Source organism: Micromonospora sp. L5 (assembly GCF_000177655.2).
Classification (GTDB): domain Bacteria; phylum Actinomycetota; class Actinomycetes; order Mycobacteriales; family Micromonosporaceae; genus Micromonospora; species Micromonospora aurantiaca.
On the sequence record NC_014815.1, the window covers coordinates 6,277,384 to 6,302,239 of the forward strand.

Genomic DNA, 24,856 nt, shown 5'->3' on the forward strand with positions numbered 1-24,856 from the left:
GGATCATGTCCGGGTCCGTACCCCCGCTCGCCGTGGTCACCGGCGGGGCCGGCGGCATCGGCCGGGCAGTCACCGCGGCGCTCACCCGCGCCGGTCACCGGGTGCTCAGCGTCGACCGCGAGCCGGCCGCCGACCCGTCCGCGTACGCGGCGCTCGTCGCCGACCTGGCCGTGCCGGATCAGGCGCAGCGGCTGCTGGACGACGTGCACGAGCGGCACGGCCTGCCCGCCGTGCTGGTGAACAACGCCGGCGTCTACCCGGCCCGGGACTTCCTCGACTACGACCCGCGCACGTACGCCGAGGTGCTGGACACGAACCTCGGCGCGACGTTCTTCGGCACGCTCGCGTACGCCCGGGCGCTGGTGGCCGCCGGACGTTCGGGCACCGTGGTCAACGTCGCCTCGATCAGTGGCCGGATCGGCAGCCCGGACGCCGCGTACGGCGCCTCGAAGGGCGCTGTCGTCGCGCTCACCCGCAGCCTCGGCCGGGCGCTCGCCGCGCACCGCATCCGGGTCAACGCGGTCGCCCCCGGGCTGGTCGAGACGCCGATGGCCGCCCGGATCCCGGCGGCCCGCCGGGACGACTACCGGGCCCGTATCCCGGCCGGCCGCTTCGGCGCCCCGGACGAGATCGCCGCCGCCGTCGCCTGGCTGGCCGGCCCGGACAGCAGCTACGTCACCGCCTCCGTGCTGGACGTCGACGGCGGCCTGCACTGACGCACACCGAGAGGACCCCGATCCATGTGGCTTCCCACCACCGGCCCGGCAGCCGGTTTCGCCGCCGACTACCTGCGTCTGCACCGCGCGTTCTACGACCGCACGCTCACCGCCGAGCAGCTCGGTGACTGGCGGGACCGGCAGCTGCGCCGGGTGCTCGACCAGGTCGGCACCGGTTCACCGTTCTACGCCCGGCACCTCGCCGGGATCGACCTGTCCACGATCACCCCGGCCACGCTCGACCGGCTGCCCTTCACCACGAAGGCGCACCTGCGCGAGGAGATGCTCGACGTGCTCAGCCGCCCGCTGGCCGAGGCCGTCTTCTTCTACGAGACCACCGGCACCACCGGGCCCGCCACGCCCTGCCCCCGCGACGGCCGCGAGGTGGTGGCCAGCAACGCCCACGTCACCGAGTCCTGGGCGTCGATCTTCCGCCACCACTTCGGCGACCACGCGCCCCGCGTGGGGCTGATGGGCCCGACCGAGGTGCACTCGTTCGGCGACACGCTCGGCGACGTGGCCCGCAACACCGGCGCGATGAACGCGAAGATCTGGCCGTACTCGCCGGTGATCGGGTTCGCCAAGGCCCTCCAGCTGATGCGGGACCTGGAACTTGAGGTGATCTGCTGCACGCCGGGCGTGGCGCTGATGCTGGCCAAGGCCGCCGAGCACCACGGCTACCGGCTGCGCGAGGACTTCGCGGTCAAGCTGCTGTTCGTCACTGGCGAGATGTGCACGCCGGCGCTGGCGCACAACCTGGAGTCGGTCTGGGGCGCTGACGTCTACAACATCCTGTACGGCTCGCAGGAGGCGTTCGTGATCGCCACCGCCTGCCGCAACAAGCGGATGCACCTGTCCCAGACCAACTACCTGATCGAGGTGGTCGACCCGGAGACGGGCGCGTCGCACGGCCCGCGCGGCACCGGCGAGCTCACGGTGACCATGCTCGTCGACGGCGTGAAGCCGTTGATCCGCTACCGCACCGGCGACGCGGTGGTGGTCGGCGCGTCGGACTGCGACTGCGAGATGCCCGGCGACCTGGTGCAGATCGTCGGGCGCACGCTCGACCGCATCGACCTGGGCGGGCAGCGCCGTACCGCCGGGCAGATCGAGAGCGCGGTGCTCACCGGCGTCACCGGCTCGGCCGGCTACCAGGTGGTGATCGACCACGACCCGACCGGCGGCGACCGGCTCACCGTCCGGCTGGAGCTGCTCAAGGACCTGGTGGACGACCCGGCCACGGTGGCCGACGGGGTGCGCCGGCGTGCCGCCGCCGCGCTCGGCGTGCCGGTGGAGGTCGAGCTGAGCGACGGGCTGGACCCGATCGTCAGCACCGGCGCGTTCGTGAGCTGGAAGGCCGCACGGATCGTGGACCGGCGGGTCGCCGACGACCACGAGACCCGGGTGGCCCGGCGGATGGCGGGCAGGCGTGGCTACGACACCTGACACCGCAGCCGCCGCGCCGGTGCCCGCGCTGCCCGGCCTGCTCGCCGGGGCGTACGGGCGGCGGTGGCGGACGGTGGTGGACCGGTGGGCGGATCACCCCGGCACGGCGGTGGCCACGCTCGGGCCGGCCGGCACGTCCAGCCACCTGACCGCCGCGTTCCTGGCCGAGCGGCACGCGCTGCGCATCGAGCTGTGCGACACGTTCGACGAGGTGCTCGGCGCGCTCGTGGAACGCCGCGTCGACCAGGCGCTGGTGCCCAGCGCGTACCAGGGCGCCACCCGCTTCCACTGGCACCGCGACCTGCGCCTGGACGCCTACTTCGCGCAGGCCACCCCGGAGTACGGCATCGCGGCGCGGGAACGGGACGCGCACCCGGGCGACGGCGAGGTCACTGTGGCCGCGCTCTGGGAGGTCCGGCGGATCTTCGCCGACCTGGCCCCGCCCGCGCTGCGCGACCGTCCGATGCGGTGGCTCGACGCCGAGTCCACCCAGCACGCCGCCGAGCTGCTCGCCGCCGGGGCCGCCGACCTCGCGGTGACGAACGCCCCGGGGGTACGCCGGCACGCGCTGCGCTGGGTGGTCCGCCGCCCCGGCGCGGAGATCGTCTGGCTGCTCTTCGGCCACCGCCGACCGCACCTTCGAGGAGAACCGGAGTGACAGCCGTGTCCCGACGAACCTTGCTGCACCGCGCCACCGTCCAGGAAGGGCTGGGGGTGGCGTCCCGGCCGCACCACAGCGTGCTGCTCGACGGGGAGCGGATCGTCGCGGTGCTGCCCGAGGCGCAGGCCCCGCTGCACGACCCGGACGTCGACGTGCTGGACCTGGACGGGCGGACCGTGATGCCGGGCATGACGCTCGGCCACACCCACATCGCCTACCTGAACGTGCTCGACGGCCGGGAGACGCTGTTCAAGCACTCGATCCCGGAGGTGACGCTGGGCGCGGCGGCGAACGCGGCGGCCATGCTCCGGCTGGGCTACACCGCGTTCGTCGGCGCCGGCTCGGTGGCCGGCATCGACATGGCGCTGCGCCGGGCGATCGACGCCGGGCGGCTGCCCGGCCCGCGGATCACGCCGTGCAGCCGGGACCTGATGGTCTCCGGGCCGCCGCAGCGGCGCAACCCGGCGGTCAAGCAGCGCATCCCCACCGACCTGATGCGGCTGGCCGACACACCGGAGGAACTGGTCGAGTACGTCGACACCGAGGTCGCCCAGGGCGCGGAGATCATCAAGGTGTTCTCCACCGGCGACGACACGTTCCCCAACGGCCGCTCGCACGAGCTGCTGTTCACCGCCGAGGAACTGGTGATCGCGGCCCGCGCCGCACACGAGCGGGGGGTACGGATCCGGGCGCACTCACGCGGGCTGGGCGGCATCCGCAACGCCATCGCCGCCGGGGTGGACGTGATCGACCACGCCACGTACGCCGACGACGCGGCGCTGGAGGCGATCGCCGAACGCGGCATCTTCGTGGTGCCGAGCCTGCACCAGCCGCACCGGCTGCTCACCACCGGCACCGCGCACGGCAAGACCCCGGAGTACCTGGAGACGCTGGAGTTCCAGGCCGAGGTGGAGAACACGCTGCGGATCCTGCCGCTGATGGTGGAGATGGGCATCCCGATCGTGGCCGGGGACGACTTCGGGTTCGCCTGGACCCCGCACGGCCGGTACGCCGAGGAGCTCGAGACGTACGTGAGCATGGCCGGCATCCCCGCACCGACGGTGCTGACCTGGGCCACCGCCAACGGCGCGCGACTGGCCGGGCGCGGCGGCGAGGCCGGGACGGTGCAGCCGGGCCGGCTGGCCGACCTGGTGGTCACCGACGGCGACCCGGCGCGGGACATCACGGTGCTGGGGCGGCCCGAGGCGATCGAGATGGTGCTGCTGGGCGGGCGGGTGGTCGCCGGGGACGCCGCCGCCTACCGGGACCGCCGGCCGGCCGGGGTCGCCTGATGCGGCCGGCCGCGCGGGCCCGGATTGGCCTCACCGGATCGGCGGGGATTGGCCACAACCGGTGGCGGCCCCGCTTCGTACGGTCGGGGCGACCGTGTGAACCGAACCGACGGGGATGACGATGACCCAGCTCAGCGACGGCGCCGACCGGCTGTCCGTCCGCATCGACGACCGGGTGACGGCGAGCGTGCCGGACTACGTCCTCGGCCTGCTCGCCGTGCCGGCGATCGAGGTCGGGCCGGCCCACCCGGCCGTGGCGGAGCGGCTGACCGCCGCCGAGGACGCGCTGCACCGGGCCGGCCTGGACAAGGCCGGGGTGTCCGAGCTGCCGGGCATCGCCGGGTGGCGGGCGGCGTACCGGGCGGTGGCGGTGAACCCGAACCGGTTCCCGTGCGCCGCCGAGTCGATCGCCCGCCGGGTGGCCCGGGGCGACCGGCTGCCCCGGATCAACGCGCTCGTGGACCTCTGCAACGCCGTCTCGCTGGGCTCGGCGCTGCCGGTGGCCTCCTGCGCGGTGGACGGCATCGGCGCGCTCGCCGTCCGGCCGGCCGACGGCACGGAGGCGTACCTGCCGCTGGGCGCGCCCGATGCGCCGGAGCGGCCCGAACCGGGCGAGGTCGTCTACGCCGACGACCACGGGCGGGCCCACTCCCGGCGCTGGAACTGGCGCCAGGGCCACCTGGTCCGCACCGACCTGGGCCGGCGGCGGCTGCTGCTCACAGTCGAGGCGGCCCATCCGGGCGGCCGGGCGGAGGTGGAGGCGGCGCTGGACCGCCTCGACGCCGTGCTCGGCGAGCTGACCGCCGCGCCCCGCCACCGGGCGGTGCTGGACCGGGAGGCCCGGGACGCCGCGTTCCCCGTCGAGGCGCCGCTCAGCCCCGCCGGCACCCCGGGGGTCCGCTCGTGAACCGCGCGATCCTGATCGTCTACCGGCCCGCGGCCAGCCGCTACGCCGCCCAGTTCCGCAGCGTCGCCGCCGCCGCCACCGACCTCGGCGTGGACAGCGTGGTGCTGCTGCCCACCGGCGGGCCGGCGCCGGAGACCGCCGGGCTGCCCTGCCACCGGGCCGACCTGGACGACCCGGAGGCGGTCCGGGCGGCGGTCGCGGCGATCGTCGCCGACCGTCCGATCGAGCGGATCTTCCCGCTGTTCGAGGGCGACGTGCTGACCGCCGCGCGGTGCCGGCGCGACCACGGCATCCCCGGCCTGGACCCCGAGCAGGCGCTCGCCTTCCGGGACAAGAACGTGATGCACCGCCGGGCCGTCGAGCTGGGCGTGCCGGTGGCCCGCTCCTGCCGCCCGGACACCATCGGCGCGGTCGCCGAGTTCGCCGCCGAGGTGGGCTGGCCGGTCGTGGTCAAGCCGTACGCCGGCTGGGCCTGCGGCGACACCCACCGGGTGGACTCGGCCGACGACCTGGCCCGGGTGTGGCCGCTCGTGGCCGACGCGCGCCACGACTACCGGGTCGAGGAGTACGTCCGCGGCGCGGAGTACCACGTCGACTCGCTGCTGCGCGACGGCGAGGTGGTCTTCGAGCAGCTCTCCCGCTACACGTACTCGGTGCTGGAGTTCCGCGACGAGCCGGGCGGCACGATCTCCCGCAAGCACGACCTGACCCCCGCCGAGCAGCGCATCCTGACCGCCAACGCGGGGCTCCTGCGCGGCTTCGGCATGCGTACCGGGGTCGCGCACGTGGAGTTCTTCCTGCGCGACGACGGCGAGGTGGTCTTCGGCGAGGCGGCGGCCCGGGCCGGCGGCGGATCGATCGTCCCGGCCATCGAGGCCGGGCGCGGCATCAACCTCGCGGGCGAGTGGTGCCGGCTGGAACTGGACCCCGGGCACCGGCCCGCCGCCGCGCTGGGTGCGGAGACCGGCACCGAGTACCTCTGCTCCGACCGGTACGGCCGGATCACCGCGATCACCACCGCCGACGAGCTGCGGGCGCTGGACTCGGTCCTCGACGCCGACGTGTGGAAGGGCGTCGGCGACGTGCTCGCGCCGCCGACCGCCTCGAACGACGTGCTCGGCTGGTACGTCTGCGAGGGCCGGGACTTCGACGACGTGCGGGCCCGGTTCAAGACCATCCGGGACGCCTTCCAGGTGCGTACCGAACCGGCCGGGGAGGCGTCATGTGGCTGAGCCGGTTCCGGGCGCTGCCCCGTCCGCTGCGGATGCTGGTGCTCGCCTCCTTCATCAACCGCGCGGGCATGTTCGTCTTCCCGCTGCTCGCGGTATACCTGGTGCGCAGCCGAGGGCTGAGCACCGGCGAGGCGGGTGTGCTGATCTCGGTCGGCAGCACCGGCCTGCTCGCCGGGAGCCTGCTCAGCGGCCCGGTCTGCGCCCGCGCCGGCCGGCGGGCCGCGCTGGTGTCCAGCCTGCTGCTCAACGCGGCCGGCTACCTCGGGCTGGCGGTGCTGGACGGCCCGCCGTGGACGTACGCGGCGCTGCTGTTCGTCGCGCTCGTCGGCATGGGCATGTTCGCCCCCGCCGCCAACACGCTGATCGCCGACCTCGCCGAGCCGGAGCAGCGGCCGTTCGCGTACACCGTCAGCTACATCGCCAACAACCTCGGCATGGGCGTCGGGCCGCTGCTGGGCGGCCTGGCCGCGGCGTACTCGTACGGCCTGATGTTCGCCGGGAACATCCTGCTCGGGCTGCTCGCGGCGCTCACCATCCGGCTCAGCGTGCCCGCCGACACCGGCCGCGACGCGGCCGGGACACCGGCGAAGACCGGGCTGCGCCGGGCAGCGCTGCGGCGCGACCTGGACGTCGCGGTGCTGGTGGTGCTCTCGTTCTGCTACGTGGCGCCGCTGATCGGGCTGGAGTACACGCTGCCGCTGGCGGTCACCGGGGTGCTGAACTCGTCGGTGGCGGTGGTCGGCGCGGTCTACACCATCAACAGCATCGTCGTGGTGGGCGCCGGCATGCTGATCGAGAAACGGATCAAGGCGTACCCGACCCGCACACTGCTCGTCGTCGCCGGCCTGCTCTGGTCGGCCGGGATGGCGGTGCTGGTGTTCGCGTTCTCACTGCCCGCGGTGCTGCTGTCCACAGTCGTCTGGACGCTCGGCGAGATCATCGCCTCGGTGGTGGTGCCCACCTACATCGCCGACCACGTCGAGCCGCGCCGGGTCAGCGCCTTCATGGCGCTCAACGGTTTCGTGCTCAGCTCCGCCCGGCTGGTGGTGCCGATGGGGCTGGGCTTCGTCTGGCAGGCGCACGGGCACCAGCCCGTGCTGCTCCTGCTGCTGCTGACTCCGCTGGCCGGCGTCGTCGCGTTCGCAGCGCTGCGGATCCGACCCGAGGCCCGGCCGGTGCCGGAGCCCGCCGCGCCGGCCCCCGCCCGTCCCTGACCCGCCCGACCCCTCACCGGAAGAGGCCCATGACCGCCACGAAGTTCGTCCTGCCCGAGAGTGACATCCCGACGACCTGGTACAACGTGGTTCCCGACCTGCCCAAGGGGCTGCCGCCGATGCTGCACCCCGGCACCCGGGAACCGATCACCCCGGCCGACCTGGCGCCGCTGTTCGCCTCCGAGCTGATCGCGCAGGAGTTCTCCACCGAACGGGACGTGGACATCCCCGGCCCGGTGCTCGACATCTACCGGCAGTGGCGGCCCAGCCCGCTGATCCGGGCCCGCCGGCTGGAACGCGACCTGGACACCCCGGCGCGGATCTACTTCAAGTACGAGGGGGTCAGCCCGGCCGGCAGCCACAAGCCGAACACCGCCGTCCCGCAGGCGTACTACAGCAAGCTCGACGGGGTGCGGCGGCTGACCACCGAGACCGGCGCCGGCCAGTGGGGCAGCTCGCTGTCGATGGCGTGCGCCTACTTCGACCTCGAGTGCGAGGTCTTCATGGTGCGGGTCAGCTACGACCAGAAGCCGTACCGGCGCGGCCTGATGGAGACGTTCGGCGCCTCGGTCACCGCCAGCCCCAGCGACCGTACCGAGGCCGGACGGGCGGTGCTCGCCACCGACCCGGACTCCCCCGGCAGCCTCGGCCTGGCCATCTCCGAGGCGGTGGAGGCCGCGCTGCACAGCGGCGGCGCCGCCCGGTACGCGCTCGGCTCGGTGCTCAACCTGGTGCTGATGCACCAGACGATCATCGGGCAGGAGGCGCTGGCGCAGATGGGGCTGGCCGGCGACTACCCCGACGTGGTGGTCGGCGCGGCCGGCGGCGGCTCCAACTTCGCGGGCCTGGCCCTGCCGTTCCTGCGCCGCCAGCTCGACGGCGGTCCGGCCGTCCGGTTCCTGGCCGCCGAGCCGGCGTCCTGCCCGTCGCTGACCCGGGGCAGCTACGACTACGACTTCGGCGACACCGTCGGGCTCACCCCGCTGGCAAAGATGCACACGCTCGGCCACGACTTCCGGCCGCCCGCGATCCACGCCGGCGGGCTGCGCTACCACGGCATGGCGCCGATCGTGAGCGCGCTGAGCGAGGTGGACCTGATCGAGGCGCGGGCGGTGCCGCAGACCGCCTGCTTCGAGGCGGGCGTGCGGTTCGCCCGCAGCGAGGGGATCGTGCCGGCGCCGGAGTCCAGCCACGCGGTGCGGGTCGCCGTGGACGAGGCGCTGCGCTGCCGGGAGACCGGCGAGGAGAAGGCGATCCTGTTCTCCCTGTCCGGGCACGGCCACTTCGACATGCAGGCGTACATCGACTATTTCGCCGGAAAGCTGACGGACTGACACCGGCCGGGACGCGGCGCGGTGCGGCGCCGCGTCCCGGCCGACGAGCCCTCGGGGGTGCGATTGCCCAGCGAAGCAGCCACCATCCTGGCCATCAACGGTTCCGAACGGGCGGGCGGCAACACCGACCTCGCGGTCGCGCACGCCGGACGCCTGATCGCCGAGCGCGGGGCCGTCCTGCGCACCATCCGGCTGCGCGAGCACCGGATCTCGCCGTGCAGCCCGTGCGGCGACTGCAACAGCCGTACGCTGCCGTGCACCGTGGACGACGACGTCCCCGCCCTGGTGGAGCAGATGGTCCGCGCCGACGGGCTGATCTACGCCGCGCCGGTGCACGGGTTCGGCCTGGCCCACCTGATGCAGATCTTCATCGAGCGGGCCGGGGTCGGCTATCTGCGCTTCACCCGCCCGCTGGCCGACAAGGTCGGCGGCATCATCGTCACCGGACGCCGCTACAGCGACTCGTCGGTGCACAACCAGATCGTCAACAACCTGCTGCTCAACCGCATGATCCTGGTGGGCAGCGGCTTCCCGGTCCTGCTGCGCAACACCACCGGCACGCCCGGCCTGACCGACCCCGAGGGTGTCGACGCGCTGGAGCGCATGGTGCACCGCATGGTCGACATGGTGCAGCTGCTCAAACGCCACCAGCGGGTCACCGGCGGCCCGGTCCTGCCCTCGCGGGACCGCAACGAACGCGTGCCGCGGCCCCGCCGCGCCGAATCCGTACCGACCAGAGGAGACAGCGAGAGTGTCCACTGAGCAGGCGACCGTTCCGGTCGGCATCGACTTCCCCGCCACCGAGTGGGAGAAGTGGGACAAGCCCGGCGCCGAGGGCCGGGTCAAGATCGCGTACGTCGGGGGGCAGCGGCTGCGCCTGCTGGAGCTGCCCGCCGGGTTCGACGAGCACCACTGGTGCCTGCGCGGGCACACCGGCTACGTGCTGCGGGGCGAGTTCACCATCCACTTCCGGGACCGCTCGGTGCCCTGCCGCCCCGGCATGGGCTTCGTCATCCCGGACGACGAGGAGCACCGCTCCCAGGGCAGCGCGGACGAGCCCACTGTCGTGTTCGTGGTCGACCGGGTCGACCAGCCGTGAGCGACGCCCCCGCCGGCGCGGCCCGCATCACCGAGCTGCGGGCCGCCGTGGACCGGCTCGACCAGCGGATCGTCGAGCTGCTGGCGGTCCGTACCCGGGTGGTCCGGGAGCTGACCGCGCACAAGTCCGACGAGGCGGCCGTGCGGTCGCCGGACCGGGTCCGGCAGGTGCTCGACCGCGTCGCCGAGCTGGCCGGCCGGCACGGCATGCCGCCGGAGGTCGCGGTGGCCACGTACCGCACGCTGATCGAGGAGCTGACCCGGATGCAGCTGGACATGCTGGCGGACCGCCGTGCCGCCGGGACGGCTCCGGCCGCCCCGGCGGCGCCGGAGCGGCGATGACCGGCGGCCGGGCACCCGTCGACCTGCGGCACGCGCTCGCCACGCTCGACCCGCTGCCCGGCGAGCTGGTCCGGGTCGCCGAGGAGCTGCCCGCCCGCTACGGCGTCTCCGCGCACTACGCCCGGTGGGCCGGCGCGCCCGCCGCGCCGCCCACCGGCCCCGGCCCCGCGGTGCTGTTCGACCGGGTACGCCCCGCGCACGGCCCCACCCGGGCCGTGCTGATGGGCCTCTACGGCACCCGGCGCCGCGCCGCCGGGCTGCTCGGTGTCACCCCGGCCGAGCTGCCGCACCGGCTGCTCGACGCGGTGGCCGCGCCCCGGCCGCCGGTGCCCGCCACCGACCCGGCGCGCTGGCCCCGGCATCGGCTGCCGCTGGATCTCACCGCGCTGCCGGTGCCGGTGCTCACCGACGAGGACGCCGGCCCGTACCTGACGCTCGGGGCGGTGCTCGCCACCGATCCGGACACCGGGGTACGCAACCTGTCCGTGCACCGGATGTGTGTCCAGGGTCCGGACACGCTGACCATCTGGATGGTCCCCGGCCGCGACCTGGAACTGGCCCACCAGGCCGCGTTGCGCCGGGACGCGGCGCTGCCGGTGGCGATCCACCTCGGGCTCGGCCCGGCGGTCCTGCTGTCGTCCTGCTGCCCCACCTCGCTGGTGCCGCCGGACCTGGACGAGCTGGCGGTGGCCGGGGCGCTCGCCGGCCGGCCGGTCGAGCTGCTGCCCTGCACCACTGTGGACGCCGAGTTCGTCGCGCACGCCGAGTACGTCATCGAGGGCGAACTGCTGGCCGAGCACGCGCCGGAGAGCCGGCACGGCGCGGTCGCCACCCCGGAGTTCCTCGGCTACCAGGGCCGCGCGCACCCGTCGCTGCCGCTGATCCGGGTCACCGCGATCACCGCTCGGGAGAGCCCGATCCTCCAGGCCGTGTCCGGGCCCGGGCACGAGCAGTCGGTGCTGCTCGGCTTCGGGATGGAGGCCGCGGTGCTGGACCTGCTGCGCCGCCGGGGCACACCGGCGCTGGCCGCGCACTGCCACACAGCCGGCGGCGGCCAGCTCATGGTGGTGCTCCAGTGGCCGGCCAAGCGCGGCCCGGCCGACGACGACGCGGTACGGGACGCGGCGGAGGCGGTGCTGGACGGCTTCCGGATGGCCAAGCTGGTGCTCTGCGTGGACGAGGACGTCGACATGGAGTCCGACCAGGACCTGTGGTGGGCCATGGTGACGCGGTTCCAGGCGGACCAGGATCTGCGTGTACTGGCCGACCGGGAGGGCTTCCCGCTCGACCCGAGCCAGCACACCGGCTACTCCCGGTCGCTGTCCGCCGACGGGCGCACCGCGAAGGCGGTGTTCGACTGCACGGTGCCGTACGCCCAGCGGGACCGGTTCCGCCGGCCCCGGTTCACCGAGCCGTCACTTCCCGTGCCGCGCCGGCCAGCAGCGCCACTCCCTCGCTGATCCGGGCGGTCGGCAGCGCCGCGTACCCGATCAGGAACGTCGGCTCCGACGGCGGGTGGGTGACGAAGTAGCCGGAGGCGGGATAGACCCGCACGCCGCGCGCGGCGGCGGCGCGCACGATCGCCGCCTCGCCGGCGCCGGGCGTGCCGCCGAGCGTGACGAGGACGTGCAGCCCGGCGGCGGCGCCGGAGACGCGCACCCCGGCGCCGAAGTGCTCGTAGAGCGCCTCCAGCAGCCGGGCCCGGCGCTGCCGGTAGAGGCGGTCCATCCGGGCGATGTGCCGGGCGTACGCGCCGGAGTCGATGAACTCGGCGAGCGCCTCCTGGGTCAGCGTCGGGGTCAGCCGGTCGGTGATCCACTTGATGCCGAGGAACGGCCGGACCAGGTGCGGGGGCAGCACCGCGTAGCCGATGCGCAGCGACGGGAACAGCGTCTTGCTGAAGCTGCCGACGTAGGCCACGTCGGCGCCCTGCGGGTCGGCGGCGAGCGACGGCAGCCGTTCGGCGGCGAACGTGAACTCGTTGTGGTAGTCGTCCTCCAGCACCGTGACGGCGTGCTCGCGTGCCCAGCGCAGCAACGCCCGCCGTCGCCGCTCGGACATGACGAACCCGGTCGGGAACTGGTGCGACGGTGTGACGTAGACCAGGCGGACCCGGGCCGGGTCCAGGCCGTGGCCGCGTACCCGGTCCTCGATCTCGCCGACCCGCAGCCCTTCCTCGTCGACCGGCACGGGCACCACGGCGGCCCGGGAGTAGCCGAAGATCTGCCGCAGCACGGTGTGGCTGGGGTCCTCGATCACCACCACGTCGTCGGGGCCGACGAGCAGCCGGACCAGGATGTCCATGGCCTGGGTGGCACCGCTGGTGACAATGGTGTGCTCGCGGGCGACGTCGAGCGCCCGGCTGCGCCGCAGCAGCGCGGCGATCTGCGCGCGCAGCGCCGGTGAGCCCTCCGCCGGGCCGTAGCCCAGCGCCACCGCGTCGGCCCGGCTCACCGCCGTGGCGAGCGACTGCCGCCAGCGCGCCACCGGAAAGCTCGCCAGCGCCGGGGTGCCGTGCCGGAAGTCGTACGCACCGTCCGGCCGGTGCATGGGTGCCGGCTCCCACGGCCGCCACAGCGGGCTGCCGGCGTCGGTGGGCAGCGGCGGTTCGGGGCGCAGCGGGGCGCGGGCCGGCGGGTCGCGGTGCGGCAGGTCGGGCAGGGCGTCGCTGACCCGGGTGCCGGAGCCGCGCCGGGAGGTGAGGACGCCGTTGGCGCGCAGCAGCTCGTACGCGCGGGTGACCACGGTGCGGGAGACGCCGAGCTGGTGGGCCAGTTCCCGGCTGGGCGGCACCGGGTCGCCGGGGCGCAGCCGGCCGGCGCGGACGGATCCGCTGATCTGGTCGCAGAGCTGCTGCTGCAACGGCACCGGGCTGTCCCGGTCGAGCACCACGAGCAGCTGCGACGACCCCACCCGCGACGCTCCCCCACCTAGCCGCCCCTTCCCGCGATCCTAGTCCCACCCCACCCCCACATCCGGTCGATCATGAGGTTGACGGCGTTCTCGATCTCCGATCCGGCCGCCAACCTCATGATCAACCGGGTGGGCCGGGGGTCAGAGGGAGACGGGGCGGCCGCCCAGGGTCACCGTGAGGCGGCCGTCGCCGGTGAAGGACCAGGCGAGGGCGCCGGAGTACGTGGAGCAGCGGGAGCCGTTGCTGCCGGACCAGAACTGGTTCGAGCCGTCCACGTTGCCGACCGTCTTGTCGTTGGAGCCGCTGCCGGCGAAGCGGCAGGACGTGTTGTTCCGGAACACCGAGGTGCCGGCGTCGAACGAGAAGTTGCGTTCGGTGTTGTCGATGCTCAGGTTGTTCGAGATCGTCATCGTGCCCGGGTTGCGGTTGTACGTGAACCCGTGCTTGCCGTTGCGGTACGCGATGGTGCGCCGGACGGTGTGGTTCACCGCGATGTCCTCGCCGCCGAGCTTGAAGCCGTTGCGGTCGCCGTTGCCGTTCTGCGTGCCGTTGCTCAGCGTGCCGTTGCTGTACGCGAGCGAGTCCTCGATGGTCACCGTGCCGATCGCGCCGGTGTCGGACTTGGTGTACAGGTCCCACCCGTCGTCGATGTTGTGGTGCGACACCGCGTACCGGAAGACGTTGCCGCCGCCGACGGTGAGCTTGGCCGCGAAGCCGTCGGCGTCCTCGCCGTCGGAGTCGGCGTTGTCGTGCGACTCCACGCTGACCATGAGGTTGTTGGCGGGCCACTGGTCGCGGGGCGTGCTGGAGGCGATCCGGGACAGTTGCAGTCCGGTGTCGCGGTTGAAGCGGGTCACCGTCCGCTCGATGATGTTGTTGCTGCCGCCGACGAAGATGCCGTTGTCACCGGCCCGCTCCACCACGATCCCGCGCACGTGCCAGTACGAGGCGTTCAGCGCGAGCCCTCGGTTGGCCGGGTCCTCACTCATCGCGGAGAAGTTCAGGATCGGCGTCTCACCCGGGTAGGCGTACAGGTTCTTGCGGGCGCTCGACGTGCCGTTGTTGCCGGCGGCGACGGTGACCGTCTGGGACAGGTTGTAGGTGCCGCCGCGCAGGTAGATCGTGCCGCCCGCGCCGACGCGGGTGATCGCCGCGGCGATCGTGGTGGGGCTGGCCTGGGTGCCGGCCGCCCCAGCGGTGCCGTTCGGCGCGGCGTAGATCGCGCCGCCGGTCGGCGGCGGCGTGCTGGGCGGCGGCGTGCTCGGGGGCGGGCTGCTGGGCGGCGGCGTACTCGGCGGCGGGGCGCTGGTCGGCGGCGTGCCGGTGGTGGGGGTGACGCCGCCGGTGCAGGTGACACCGTTGACGGCGAACGAGGCCGGGACCGGGTTGCTGCTGTTGTTCCAGGTGCCGTTGAAGCCGAACGACGTGCTCGCGTTGGTGCCCAGGCTGCCGTTGTAGCTGACGTTGGCGGCCCGCACCGAGGCGCCGCTGGCGGTGATCTCGGCGCCCCAGGCCTGGGCGACGGTCTGACCGGCGGCGAACGTCCAGGTGACGGCCCATCCGTTGAGCGGGTCGCCGAGGTTCGTCAGGTTGACGTTGGCGGTGAAGCCGCCGCCCCACTGCGCGGTGACGGCGTAGTCGACGCGGCAGCCGGCGGCCGCCTGCGCGGCGGTCGCGCCGACGGCCAGGCCGGACGCGGCGAGCGCGGCCGTCGCCGCGGCGGACGTCCACAACACCGTACGGTGGTGTCGGTTGATCATGCTGGTCTCCTGCGGGTGGTGGTGCCATGCCCGCGCCGGCACCGATGCCCTGTCGGTGTCGGGGGCGGGCCTTGATACCCGGACGTCCCACGAACGCTCACGTCTCCCGCGCAGTAAGCGCTTTCAGCGCAGCCTAACGACGGACGTCGATGTGGTCAAACCTCGGTACGTACTGAACGATCTCGACGCGCCGTCCGTATCCACTGCCGACCGGAACATCGGCCGGAACCGCGATGCCGGAGCGGGCACGAGCACGATTCCTCCAGTCGTCACTTCGCACCGTGGAGACGGGGCGGCAGCCGCCGCACCGGCCCTCCCGGTCAACCAGAGGAGAGGTGCATGGCCAGGGGTACGCGCAAGACCGCGGTCCTGAAGCTCGGCGGGGTGGGCGCCCTCGCGGCGCTGTTGTTCGCCGGCGGACTGCAACTGGCGTCGGCGGGCGAGAACAACCGCCCGGCCACCACAGCCGCCGCGCAGACCGTGAACTGCCCGACCGTACGCGACAAGCTGCCCGCCGTGCCCGCTGCGGCGTCGGCCCAGGTGGAACGGGAACTGGCCAACCTGGACCAGGAGATCGCCCGGCAGAACGAGCGGCTGGCCCGGCAGGCGGTACGCCCCGAGGGCGGACCGGCGTTCATCGACAACGCCATCCTCGGCCCGCTGCGCAGCAAGCGCGTCGCCGTGCTCGACCGCATCGAGATCGCCTTCAACCGGATCGGCGCGCAGCGACCTAACCTGGACGCGCTGGCGGCCTGCTCGCTCAACGCCCCGGGCGTGCCGAGCGCCGTCAACGGCGGCGCCGGCCAGAACGGTGCCGGCCAGAACGGCAACGGCAACGCCGGCGGGCAGAACGGCAACGCTCAGAACGGCAACGGCAACGCCGGGGGTCAGAACGGCAACGCGGGCGGCCAGAACGGTAACGTCGGCGGCGCGGCGCGGACCGTCAACTGCCCCCGCGTCGTGCTCCCCGCCGTCCCGGCGGCGGCCGCGGGCCAGGTGCAGGCCGAACTGGCCACGCTGGACAAGCAGATCGCCGAGGCCGACGCCCGGCTGGCCCGGCTCGCGGTACGCCCCGAGGGCGGACCGGCGTTCATCGACAACGCCATCCTCGGCCCGCTGCGCAGCAAGCGCGTCGCGGCGCTCGACCGCATCGAGATCGCGTTCAACCGGGTCGGCGCGCAGCGGCCGAACCTGGACGGGTTCGCCACCTGCGGCCTGAACTGACAGGGACCGGTCGCGGCCCGGCGGTGCGCATCCCGCCGGGCCGCGACAGCGGTCACAACGGCCCGAACACGTCGCCCGGGTCGGCGTCCAGCGAGAGCGTCTCCAGCACGGTGAGCAGTTGCCGTTCCTCGTACCGGAAGTGCGACTCCATGATCGCCGCCACGCCCTCCAGGTGCCGGGCCAGTTCCCCGGGCGGGGCGTCGCGGGCCACCACCGCGCTCAGCCCGGTCAGCAGGTACCCGATCATCGAGTGGTCCTGCCGCAGCCGGTCCAGCGTGCCGCGCAGCTCCGGATGCCGCGCTGCGATCGCCGGGAAGAGGCTGTGGTCCTCGCCCTCGTGATGCGCGGTCAGCGCCGCGCAGAACCCGTGGCAGAACAACAGCAGCTCACGTGTCGCCGGGCGGGCCGGCTCGCCGTCGGCGAGCGCCCGCCGGGTCACCGCCAGCGCCTCGCGCAGCCGCTCGTGAACGGCGCGCATCTCGCGGCTCCAGGCCACCAGCCTGGTCTGTTCGCCCTCAGCCATGAGGCGAGGGCGAAGGGACGACGAGTGTCATCGTCGTACTCCCTTCGATCCGGCGCCTCCATGCCTGACACGGTCTGCCACCGGCACGCGACGCTGGGCGGAGCCTAACCGGCGGCATCGGCGCCATCAAGTAGTGCCAGCGCTACCCCGGTTCGGCAGCTGGCGGTATGGAGCGCGGGGCCCGGTTCTCCGAGGCTTGAGGTCGTACCCGTTCACCTCCGTCGAGGAGTTCCCATGACCCGCCGTACCTTCCCGGTGGCCGTCGGCGCCGCGGCCCTGCTCACCGTCACCGCGCTGGGTGTGCCCGCCGCGTCCGCCACCACCACCGACGCCCGGCGTCCGGCCGCCGACGCCGTCCAGCAGCGACTGGACGGCCTGGTCGCCGAGCACGGCTTCCCCGGGGCGCTGGCCTCCGTACGCCGCGACGGCCGGGTGCGCGACTACACCGCCGGGGTCGGTGACCTGCGCACCGGCGCCGGGATTCCCCGCGACGCCCGGGTGCGCGTCGGCAGCAACACCAAGACGTTCACCGCCGTGGTCGTCCTCCAGCTCGTCGGCGAGGGCCGGATCGACCTGGACGCCAGCGTCGAGCGCTACCTGCCCGGCTTGGTGCGCGCCAACGGCAACGACGGGCGGCGGATCACCGTACGCCAGCTGCTCCAGCAGACCAGCGGCCTGCCCGACTACGACGACGTGGTGTTCGGCAAGGCGCAGGACCTCGTGGACCGGCGCAGCGACTACTTCGACCCGCGCCGGCTGCTGGACGAGGCGCTCACCCAGTCGCGGCACTTCCCGCCGGGCGAGAAGTGGGAGTACAGCAACACCAACTTCGTCCTGGCCGGACTGATCGTCGAGCGGGTCACCCAGCGCCCGGTCGGCGAGGAGATCACCCGGCGGATCATCGAGCCGCTGCGGCTGCGCGACACGTACTGGCCGCAGACCGGCGAGCAGGACCTGCCCGGCCGGCTGCCGCGCGGATACGTGGCGGTGGAGCCCGGCGCGCCGTGGGTCGACGTGACCCGGATGGACCCGTCGCTGGGCTGGGCCGCCGGCCAGCTCGTCTCGACGCCGTCGGACCTGCGCACGTTCTTCGAGGCACTGCTGGCGGGCCGGCTGCTCGAGCCGGCCCAGCAGGCGGCCCTGACGCGTACCGTGCCGGCGCCCGACTTCGAGCCCAGCGGCGTCTGGGAGTACGGCCTGGGCATCGCCCGGCACGAGCTGCCCTGCGGCGGTCACGCCTGGGGGCACGGCGGTGACATCCAGGGCTTCCAGACCCGCAACCTGTCCACCACGGACGGGCGCAGCGCGGTGGTCGCGGTGACCGGGCTGCCGACGAGCATGGAGATGCTGGAGGCGGTCACCAGCACCGTCGACGCGGCCCTGTGCGGCACCCGCCGCTGATCCGCCTCGACACCGCACGCGCGCCGCCTCCCGCGAGGCGGCGCGCGGACGTGCGTGCGTCTACCGCCGGCCGTCGAGGTAGCGCAGCACGGCGGTGACCCGGCGGCCGGCGCGGTCGTCAGGCGGCAGGCTCAGCTTCGCGAAGATGCTGCGGATGTGCTTGTGCACCGCGCCGTCGGTGACGAACAGCCGTTCCGCGATCGCGCCGTTGCCCAGCCCTTCGGCCATCAGCGCCAGCACCTCGTGCTCACGCGGCGACAGCTCGGCCAGCGCGGTGTCCGGCCGCCGGTTGCGGGCGAGCAGCTGCCCGACCACCTCCGGGTCGATCACGCTGCCGCCGGCCGCGACGCGGTGCAGCGCGGCGAGGAACTCCTCGACCCGGCCCACCCGCTCCTTGAGCAGGTAGCCGAGCCCGGAGGCACCGACCGAGAACAGCTCGGTGGCGAACGCCTGCTCGACGTACGCCGACAGGACCAGCACCGCGAGGCCCGGCAGGCGGCGGCGGGCCTCGACCGCGGCGACGATCCCCTCGTCGGTGTGCGTGGGCGGCATCCGCACGTCGACGATCGCCACGTCCGGCCGGTGCTCGTCCACGGCGGCCAGGAACTCCCCCGGCGTGCCCGCGGTGGCCACCACGTCCAGGTCCTCGGCGCGCAGCAGCAGCGCCAGCCCTTCGCGCAGCAGCGCGTCGTCCTCGGCGATCACGATCCGCATGGCAGCTCCACGTGCATCCTCGTCGGTCCTCCCGGTGGACTCGTCAGCGTCATCCGCCCGTCGTACGCCTCGACCCGGCGGCGGATGCCGGTCAGCCCGGAGCCGCGCGTCTCGTCGGCGTCCCCGCGCCCGTCGTCGGTGACTATGACGAGCAGCCGGTTCCCCTCCCGGCGCACGGCGACGTCCACCGCGCTCGCGCCGCTGTGCCGGACCACGTTCGTCAACGCCTCGGCCACCACGAAGTACGCGGTGGCCTCGACCGACGCCGCGCAGCGCACGTCGACGTCCACCGACAGGCGGCACGGCACCGCGCACTCCGCGGCGAGTCCGTCGAGCGCCCCGGCCAGGCCCCGGTCGCCGAGCACCGGCGGCAGGATGCCGCGCACCACCGTACGCAGCTCACCGAGCGCCTGCTCGGCCGCGTTCTGCGCGCGTTCCAGGATCTCGTCGGCGCGGGCCGGGTCACGGCGTACCGCCCGCCGCGCGGCGCCGAGCAGCACGTTCACCGCGACCAGCCGGTTCTGCGTGCCGTCGTGCAGCGAGCGTTCGATCCGGCGCAGCTCCACCGCGTGGGCGTCGAGCGCGGCGGCCCGGGTGGCGGTGAGTTCGGCGACCCGCAGCGACAGGTCGAACCCGGGCGGCGGGGGCAGCAGCCGGCGGCCCGGCCGGGCCTGGATCCGCGCCAGGGCCGGCCCGGTCGCGACCGCGAGCACCAGCCACCCGATGCCGAGCACGCCGACAGTGAGCGCGTCGCCGAGTCCGTCGACGCGCCACCAGCCGATCCCCGGCGCACCGGCGTCCGGCGGCACCAGCCGGTACCACAGCGGGAACGTCATGTCCTGCACGGCGTAGATCGGCAGCGCGAGCGCGATCAGCCCGGCGCCGAAGCCGAGCGTTCCGTGGGTGGCCACCCAGCGCAGTTCCCGCCGGACGACCGGGTCGCGCAGCGCCGGGCGAACCCCGGCCGGCACCGGGCCGGGCGACGGGATCGGCGGCCCCCACCGGGACAGCCGGGCACGCTCGCGGTCGGCCACCGACCGCACCGCCCGCAGCATCCCGGGTACGAGCAGCAGTCCGACCCCGCCGACGCAGGCCGCCGCCACGACGACGGCCCCGAACAGCGCGCCGAGCGCCAGCACGGCGGTGCCGAGCCCGCCGACGAGGTGCTCCAGCGCGTCCACCGCGGCGCGGAACCGCCTGTGTACGTACTCCATCCCCGGCCCACCCCCGGCCGCCACGATAGGTCACCGCTGTCGCCGTCCGTCAGGTCCGGGCGCGGAAAGTACAGCCTGCTGTACCCCGGTCGTCGTGCTGGCGGGATCGTTCCCGGCCGGCCGCGCGCCTAGCGTCGAGGTGCAAGGACGTCACCCGAGGAGGCAGCCGTGAACGACCTGGACCGTACCGCCGAGAACACCGCCGCGACGACGCCCGTCACCCGGATGCGCCCGCTGCTCTGGCTGGTGCTCGTCGTCAGCGTGGCGGCGAACGTGACGCTGTCGAGCGTCCTGGGCAACCCGTGGGCCGGTTCGGCCTTCGGCGCGCTGGCGCTCGCATCAGGCGCGGCGCTGGCAGTGAACCACTACCGCAACCGCTGACCCGCCGCCGTGCGGGCGGCGCCGGGAAGCCGGGCGGGGCGGGCCGGGACGACGATCGGCCCGCCCTGCGGCGTTCGCCCGGCGACCACTCCCCCGGCTGGTACGACTGGTGTCGTCGCGGGAGGTCCGCGGCTGAGCGCGTTAACGTCACCACTCGATTGACAGACGACTATGTGAACGCCAGGCTAGGGGAGATTGTTAGCGCTAACGCGGACGTCATCCCCACCGCAGAGGAGGGCCCCTCGTGCCCCTGACCCGACGCGCGTTCACCCTCGGTGCCCTGTCCACCGCTGCAGCCGCCTCCGGCGCGCTCAGCCTGCCCCGCGGCGCGCTCGCCGCGCCGAACACGGCCTACGCCATGGCCTACTTCACCGAGACGCCGAACGGTCTCGGCGCCGACTACGGCCTGCACCTGGCCGTCAGCCGGGACGGCCTCAACTGGACCCCGCTGAACCAGAACAACCCGGTCGTCACCCCGACCGCCGGGCAGCTCGGCCTGCGCGACCCGTTCGTGCTGCGCAGAACCGACGGCACGTTCGTGGTGCTCGCCACCGACCTCAAGGGCACCAACTGGGGGCTGACCAGCCAGTACCTGCACGTGTGGGACTCCACCGACCTGACCGCGTTCACCGGTTACCGGCGCATCCGGATGCACACGCTGGACACCCACACGTGGGCGCCGACCGCGTTCTGGGACGCCGCCCGCGGCCAGTACGCCATCGTCTACTCCGCCAACAACGGCCGGGACGTGCTGTTCGTCAACTACACAAGCGACTTCCGCACCGTCAGCGCACCGCAGGTCTACTTCAGCCCGGGCTTCGGCGTGCTCGACGGCGACGTGGTGGTCGACGGCGGCACCACGTACCTCTACTACAAGAACCTCGACGACGGGTACCTGTACGGCGCCCGGTCCGCCACCGGCGCGCCGAACAGCTTCACCACGTACACCAGCGGGCTGCGGCAGGGCAACGCGATCGAGGCGCCGCTGCTGCTGCGCACGAACGAGGGCGGCTGGCGGCTGTGGGGCGACTCGTTCAGCCCGGTCAACAACGACTACTACGCCTGGTCCACCACCACCATCGCGGGCAACTCGTGGACGCCGCTGAACCAGCGCGACTACACCCCACCGCTGAACTCCAAGCACGGCTCGATGGTCGGCATCAGCGACGCCGAGTACGCCGGGATGGTCAACCGCTGGGGCACGCCGAACTGGGTGCGGCTCAAGTCGTCGAACCTGCCCGACCGCTACGTCCGGCACGCCGACCGGATCGCCCGCGTCGACGCGTACCCGTTCGACCCCTACCAGGACCAGATGTGGCGCATGGTCCCCGGCCTGGCCGACTCCGCCGCCGTCTCGTTCGAGTCGGTCAACTACCCCGGCAACTACCTGCGGCACTACGACTACGCGGTCCGGCTGGACCCGAACGACGGCACCGCCACGTTCCGCGCCGACGCCACCTTCCACCTCACCGCCGGCCTGGCGGACAGCACCTGGTCGTCGTTCCGCTCGCACAACTTCCCCACCCGCTACCTGCGGCACTACGACTACCGACTGCGCATCGACCCGCTCGGCGCCGGCTCCCCCGCGATCGACAGGCAGGACGCCACGTTCCGGGTCACCGCGTAACCGCCCCCACCACCGTCCCCCACCACCACCGTCCCCCGCCACGGAGGCCGCCATGCCCGCTCCCCTGGTGAACCGCCGATTCCTCCTGCGTACGACCGCCGCGACAGCCGTCGCGGCCACCGCCGGCGCCGCCGCCGGGTCCGTCTCCGCAGGCGGTACGGCACACGCCGCGCTGCCACCGGCCCGCCCCGACATCGGCGTGTCCGCGTACGCGTTCGACCCCGGCCAGGTACGGCTGACCGCCGGCCGCTGGCAGGACAACCAGAACCGTACGGTCGCCTACCTGCGCTTCGTCGACGTGAACCGGCTGCTCTACAACTTCCGGGCCAACCACCGCCTGTCCACCGGCGGCGCCGCCGCCAACGGCGGCTGGGACGCGCCCAACTTCCCGTTCCGCACCCACATGCAGGGGCACTTCCTGACCGCCTGGGCACAGGCGTGGGCGGTGCTCGGCGACACCACCTGCCGGGACAAGGCACTCACCATGGTCGCCGAACTGGCCCGCTGCCAGGCCAACAACGGCGCGGCCGGGTTCAGCGCCGGGTACCTGTCCGGCTTCCCGGAGTCCGACTTCACCGCGCTGGAGGCGCGGACGCTCAGCAACGGCAACGTGCCCTACTACTGCATCCACAAGACGCTCGCCGGGCTGCTGGACGTGTGGCGGCTGATCGGCAGCACCCAGGCCCGGGACGTGCTGCTGGCGCTGGCCGGGTGGGTCGACCAGCGCACCGGCCGGCTCACCTCGGCCCAGATGCAGGCCATGCTCGGCACCGAGTTCGGCGGCATGAACGCGGTGCTGACCGACCTCTACCAGCAGACCGGTGACGGGCGGTGGCTGACTGTCGCGCAGCGGTTCGACCACGCCGCCGTGTTCAACCCGCTCGCCGCCAACTCCGACCAGCTCAACGGGCTGCACGCCAACACGCAGGTGCCCAAGTGGATCGGCGCGGCCCGGGAGTACAAGGCCACCGGCGTCACCCGCTACCGGGACATCGCCGCGAACGCGTGGGCCATCACGGTCGGCGCGCACACGTACGCCATCGGCGGCAACAGCCAGGCCGAGCACTTCCGGGCACCCAACGCGATCGCCGGCTACCTGCGCAACGACACGTGCGAGGCCTGCAACACGTACAACATGCTCAAGCTGACCCGGGAACTCTGGCAGCTCGACCCGGACCGGGTCGCGTACGCCGACTTCTACGAGCGCGCGCTGCTCAACCACATGATCGGCCAGCAGAACCCGGCCGACGCGCACGGCCACGTCACGTACTTCACCCCGCTCAACCCGGGCGGGCGCCGCGGTGTCGGCCCGGCGTGGGGCGGCGGCACGTGGAGCACCGACTACAACTCGTTCTGGTGCTGCCAGGGCACCGGGCTGGAGACCAACACGACGCTGGCGGACGCGATCTACTTCCACAACGGCACCACGCTGACCGTCAACCTGTTCGTCCCCTCGGTGCTCACCTGGAGCCAGCGCGGCATCACCGTCACGCAGGCCACCTCGTACCCGGTCGGCGACACCACGACGCTGACCGTCACCGGCTCGGTGGCCGGGTCGTGGACGATGCGGATCCGGATCCCGGCGTGGACCAGCGGGGCGAGCGTCAGCGTCAACGGCGTCGCGGCGGGCATCGCCGCCACGCCGGGCAGCTACGCCGTCCTGACCCGCGCCTGGACGTCCGGCGACACGGTCACGGTCCGGCTGCCGATGCGGGTCACCACTGTGGCGGCCAACGACGACGCCGCTGTGCAGGCCGTCACGTACGGGCCGGTGGTGCTCTCCGGTAACTACGGCAACGCCACGTTGAGCGGCCTGCCGACGCTGGACCCCGGCTCGGTGACCCGCACCGCCGCCGGCAGTCTCGCGTTCACCGCCCGGGCCGACGGCGCCACCGTCAACCTCGGCCCGTTCTACGACGCCCACGGGCACAACTACACGGTCTACTGGCGGGTCGGCGCGGGCGGTGGCGGCGGGGAGGCGAGCTTCCGGCTCGCCAACGCGGCGAGCGGCCTGGTGCTCGGCATCCAGAACATGTCCACAGCCGACGGCGGGCTCGCGCTCCAGTGGGGCGACACCGGCACCGCCGACCACGACTGGCAGCTGGTGGTCGACGGGTCGGCGCTGCGGCTGCGCAACGTCAACAGCGGCAAGGTGCTGGGCGTGGAGAACATGTCCACGGCTGACAACGCCCGGATCCTCCAGTGGGCGGACAACGGCACCGCCGACCACCTGTGGACAGTGGTCGACGTGGGCGACGGCAGCCACAAGCTGCGCAACGTGCACACCGGCAAGCTGCTCGGCATCTCCGGCGGTTCGACCGCCCAGGGCGCGTTCGCCGTGCAGGACCCGGACAACGGCAGCCTGGACAACCAGTGGCGGTTCCTGCCCAACGGGGCGCGGCGGATCCAGAACCTCGGCAGCGGTCTGGTGCTCGGCGTGCAGAACATGTCCGCAGCGGACGGCGGGCTGGTCGTCCAGTGGGGCGACACCGGCACCGCCGACCACCTCTGGACCGCGCTCGTGGACACCGGCGGCTACCTGCGGCTGCGCAACGGCAACAGCGGCAAGGTGCTGGGCGTCGAGGGCGGCTCGACAGCGGCCGGCGCCCGGATCGTCCAGTGGGCCGACAACGGCACCGCCGACCACAGGTGGCGGCTGCGGCACGGCGGAGGCGGCTGGTTCCGCATCCAGTGCGCGAACGGGGGCCGGGTGCTCGGGCTCAGCGGCGGCTCCGGCGCCCAGGGTGCGCAGGCGGTCCTCGCCGACGACACCGGGGCCGCGCACCAGCGCTGGCGGTTCCTGTAGATCAGGCGGTGACGGTGGGAGCGGTCCGGCCGCTCCCACCGCCACCGGGA

At 73.6% G+C, this 24,856-nt stretch carries 22 protein-coding genes; 17 read left to right on the plus strand and 5 right to left on the minus strand.

Annotated elements, in window-relative coordinates:
- Window positions 1–5: 5 nt before the first annotated feature.
- The 12 genes from ML5_RS28865 (at window position 6) to ML5_RS28920 (ending at window position 11,702) form a co-directional block, all read left to right on the plus strand.
- Window positions 6–716, plus strand: a complete 711-nt coding sequence (locus tag ML5_RS28865) for an SDR family NAD(P)-dependent oxidoreductase (protein WP_013477215.1) — start codon at window positions 6–8, stop codon at window positions 714–716.
- A 24-nt stretch (window positions 717–740) separates the two neighbouring features.
- Window positions 741–2,162, plus strand: coding sequence for a phenylacetate--CoA ligase family protein (locus ML5_RS28870; RefSeq protein ID WP_013477216.1), 1,422 nt, complete (start codon window positions 741–743; stop codon window positions 2,160–2,162).
- Window positions 2,146–2,820 carry a prephenate dehydratase gene (locus tag ML5_RS28875; protein WP_225319513.1) on the plus strand — a complete coding sequence of 225 codons (675 nt, stop codon included), beginning with the start codon at window positions 2,146–2,148 and terminating at the stop codon, window positions 2,818–2,820. Before ML5_RS28870 ends, ML5_RS28875 begins: the two co-directional genes overlap by 17 nt.
- Before the next feature lie 5 nt (window positions 2,821–2,825).
- Window positions 2,826–4,115: an amidohydrolase family protein gene (locus ML5_RS28880; protein ID WP_236619316.1), complete on the plus strand. Its 1,290-nt coding sequence runs from the start codon at window positions 2,826–2,828 to the stop codon at window positions 4,113–4,115.
- 121 nt (window positions 4,116–4,236) lie between these two features.
- A complete protein-coding gene (locus tag ML5_RS28885) occupies window positions 4,237–5,022 on the plus strand; it encodes a B3/4 domain-containing protein (protein ID WP_013285748.1) in 786 nt (261 codons plus the stop codon).
- Window positions 5,019–6,254, plus strand: a complete 1,236-nt coding sequence (locus ML5_RS28890; protein WP_013477218.1) for an ATP-grasp domain-containing protein — start codon at window positions 5,019–5,021, stop codon at window positions 6,252–6,254. Before ML5_RS28885 ends, ML5_RS28890 begins: the two co-directional genes overlap by 4 nt.
- Window positions 6,245–7,468, plus strand: a complete 1,224-nt coding sequence (locus ML5_RS28895) for an MFS transporter (protein WP_013285746.1) — start codon at window positions 6,245–6,247, stop codon at window positions 7,466–7,468. Before ML5_RS28890 ends, ML5_RS28895 begins: the two co-directional genes overlap by 10 nt.
- 29 nt (window positions 7,469–7,497) lie before the next feature.
- Window positions 7,498–8,802 carry a TrpB-like pyridoxal phosphate-dependent enzyme gene (locus ML5_RS28900; RefSeq protein ID WP_013477219.1) on the plus strand — a complete coding sequence of 435 codons (1,305 nt, stop codon included), beginning with the start codon at window positions 7,498–7,500 and terminating at the stop codon, window positions 8,800–8,802.
- Between the two features lie 57 nt (window positions 8,803–8,859).
- Complete coding sequence (locus tag ML5_RS28905) at window positions 8,860–9,564, plus strand: flavodoxin family protein (RefSeq protein ID WP_041784324.1); 705 nt, start codon at window positions 8,860–8,862, stop codon at window positions 9,562–9,564.
- A complete protein-coding gene (locus ML5_RS28910) occupies window positions 9,554–9,901 on the plus strand; it encodes a cupin domain-containing protein (RefSeq protein WP_013477221.1) in 348 nt (115 codons plus the stop codon). Before ML5_RS28905 ends, ML5_RS28910 begins: the two co-directional genes overlap by 11 nt.
- A complete protein-coding gene (locus tag ML5_RS28915) occupies window positions 9,898–10,242 on the plus strand; it encodes a chorismate mutase (RefSeq protein ID WP_013477222.1) in 345 nt (114 codons plus the stop codon). The genes ML5_RS28910 and ML5_RS28915 overlap by 4 nt, the downstream gene beginning before the upstream one ends.
- Complete coding sequence (locus ML5_RS28920) at window positions 10,239–11,702, plus strand: UbiD family decarboxylase (RefSeq protein ID WP_013477223.1); 1,464 nt, start codon at window positions 10,239–10,241, stop codon at window positions 11,700–11,702. The genes ML5_RS28915 and ML5_RS28920 overlap by 4 nt, the downstream gene beginning before the upstream one ends.
- On the opposite strand, the gene ML5_RS28925 is transcribed toward ML5_RS28920, so the two are convergent.
- Entirely contained in the window at window positions 11,647–13,155 is a 1,509-nt protein-coding gene (locus tag ML5_RS28925; RefSeq protein ID WP_013477224.1) for a PLP-dependent aminotransferase family protein, read from the minus strand. The two genes, ML5_RS28920 and ML5_RS28925, sit on opposite strands and share 56 nt — an antisense overlap.
- Before the next feature lie 141 nt (window positions 13,156–13,296).
- Entirely contained in the window at window positions 13,297–14,916 is a 1,620-nt protein-coding gene (locus tag ML5_RS28930; RefSeq protein ID WP_013477225.1) for a cellulose-binding domain-containing protein, read from the minus strand.
- A gap of 339 nt (window positions 14,917–15,255) precedes the next feature.
- Here ML5_RS28930 and ML5_RS28935 point away from each other — a divergent pair, with 339 nt between their 5' ends.
- The gene (locus tag ML5_RS28935) at window positions 15,256–16,140 is read left to right on the plus strand and encodes a hypothetical protein (RefSeq protein ID WP_013477226.1); all 885 of its coding nucleotides are present in this window, start codon (window positions 15,256–15,258) and stop codon (window positions 16,138–16,140) included.
- Between the two features lie 52 nt (window positions 16,141–16,192).
- Here ML5_RS28935 and ML5_RS28940 read toward each other — a convergent pair whose 3' ends face one another.
- On the minus strand, window positions 16,193–16,663 hold the full coding sequence (locus tag ML5_RS28940; protein WP_013477227.1) for a hemerythrin domain-containing protein: 471 nt from the start codon (window positions 16,661–16,663) through the stop codon (window positions 16,193–16,195).
- Window positions 16,664–16,897: 234 nt separating this feature from the next.
- On the opposite strand from ML5_RS28940, the gene ML5_RS28945 reads away from it, so the two are divergent.
- Window positions 16,898–18,064, plus strand: coding sequence for a serine hydrolase (locus ML5_RS28945; RefSeq protein WP_013285736.1), 1,167 nt, complete (start codon window positions 16,898–16,900; stop codon window positions 18,062–18,064).
- 60 nt (window positions 18,065–18,124) lie between these two features.
- Here the strand turns inward: ML5_RS28945 and ML5_RS28950 are convergent, their stop codons facing one another.
- Window positions 18,125–18,778 (minus strand): response regulator transcription factor, encoded by a 654-nt coding sequence (locus ML5_RS28950; protein WP_013477228.1) that lies wholly within the window; start codon window positions 18,776–18,778, stop codon window positions 18,125–18,127.
- Complete coding sequence (locus tag ML5_RS28955; protein ID WP_013477229.1) at window positions 18,766–19,992, minus strand: sensor histidine kinase; 1,227 nt, start codon at window positions 19,990–19,992, stop codon at window positions 18,766–18,768. Before ML5_RS28955 ends, ML5_RS28950 begins: the two co-directional genes overlap by 13 nt.
- A gap of 168 nt (window positions 19,993–20,160) precedes the next feature.
- On the opposite strand from ML5_RS28955, the gene ML5_RS28960 reads away from it, so the two are divergent.
- From ML5_RS28960 to ML5_RS28970, 3 genes are all read left to right on the plus strand, one after another.
- The gene (locus ML5_RS28960) at window positions 20,161–20,373 is read left to right on the plus strand and encodes a hypothetical protein (RefSeq protein WP_013285733.1); all 213 of its coding nucleotides are present in this window, start codon (window positions 20,161–20,163) and stop codon (window positions 20,371–20,373) included.
- A gap of 244 nt (window positions 20,374–20,617) precedes the next feature.
- A complete protein-coding gene (locus ML5_RS28965; protein WP_013477230.1) occupies window positions 20,618–22,000 on the plus strand; it encodes a glycoside hydrolase family 43 protein in 1,383 nt (460 codons plus the stop codon).
- A gap of 52 nt (window positions 22,001–22,052) precedes the next feature.
- Entirely contained in the window at window positions 22,053–24,806 is a 2,754-nt protein-coding gene (locus ML5_RS28970) for a beta-L-arabinofuranosidase domain-containing protein (RefSeq protein WP_013477231.1), read from the plus strand.
- Window positions 24,807–24,856: the final 50 nt, after the last annotated feature.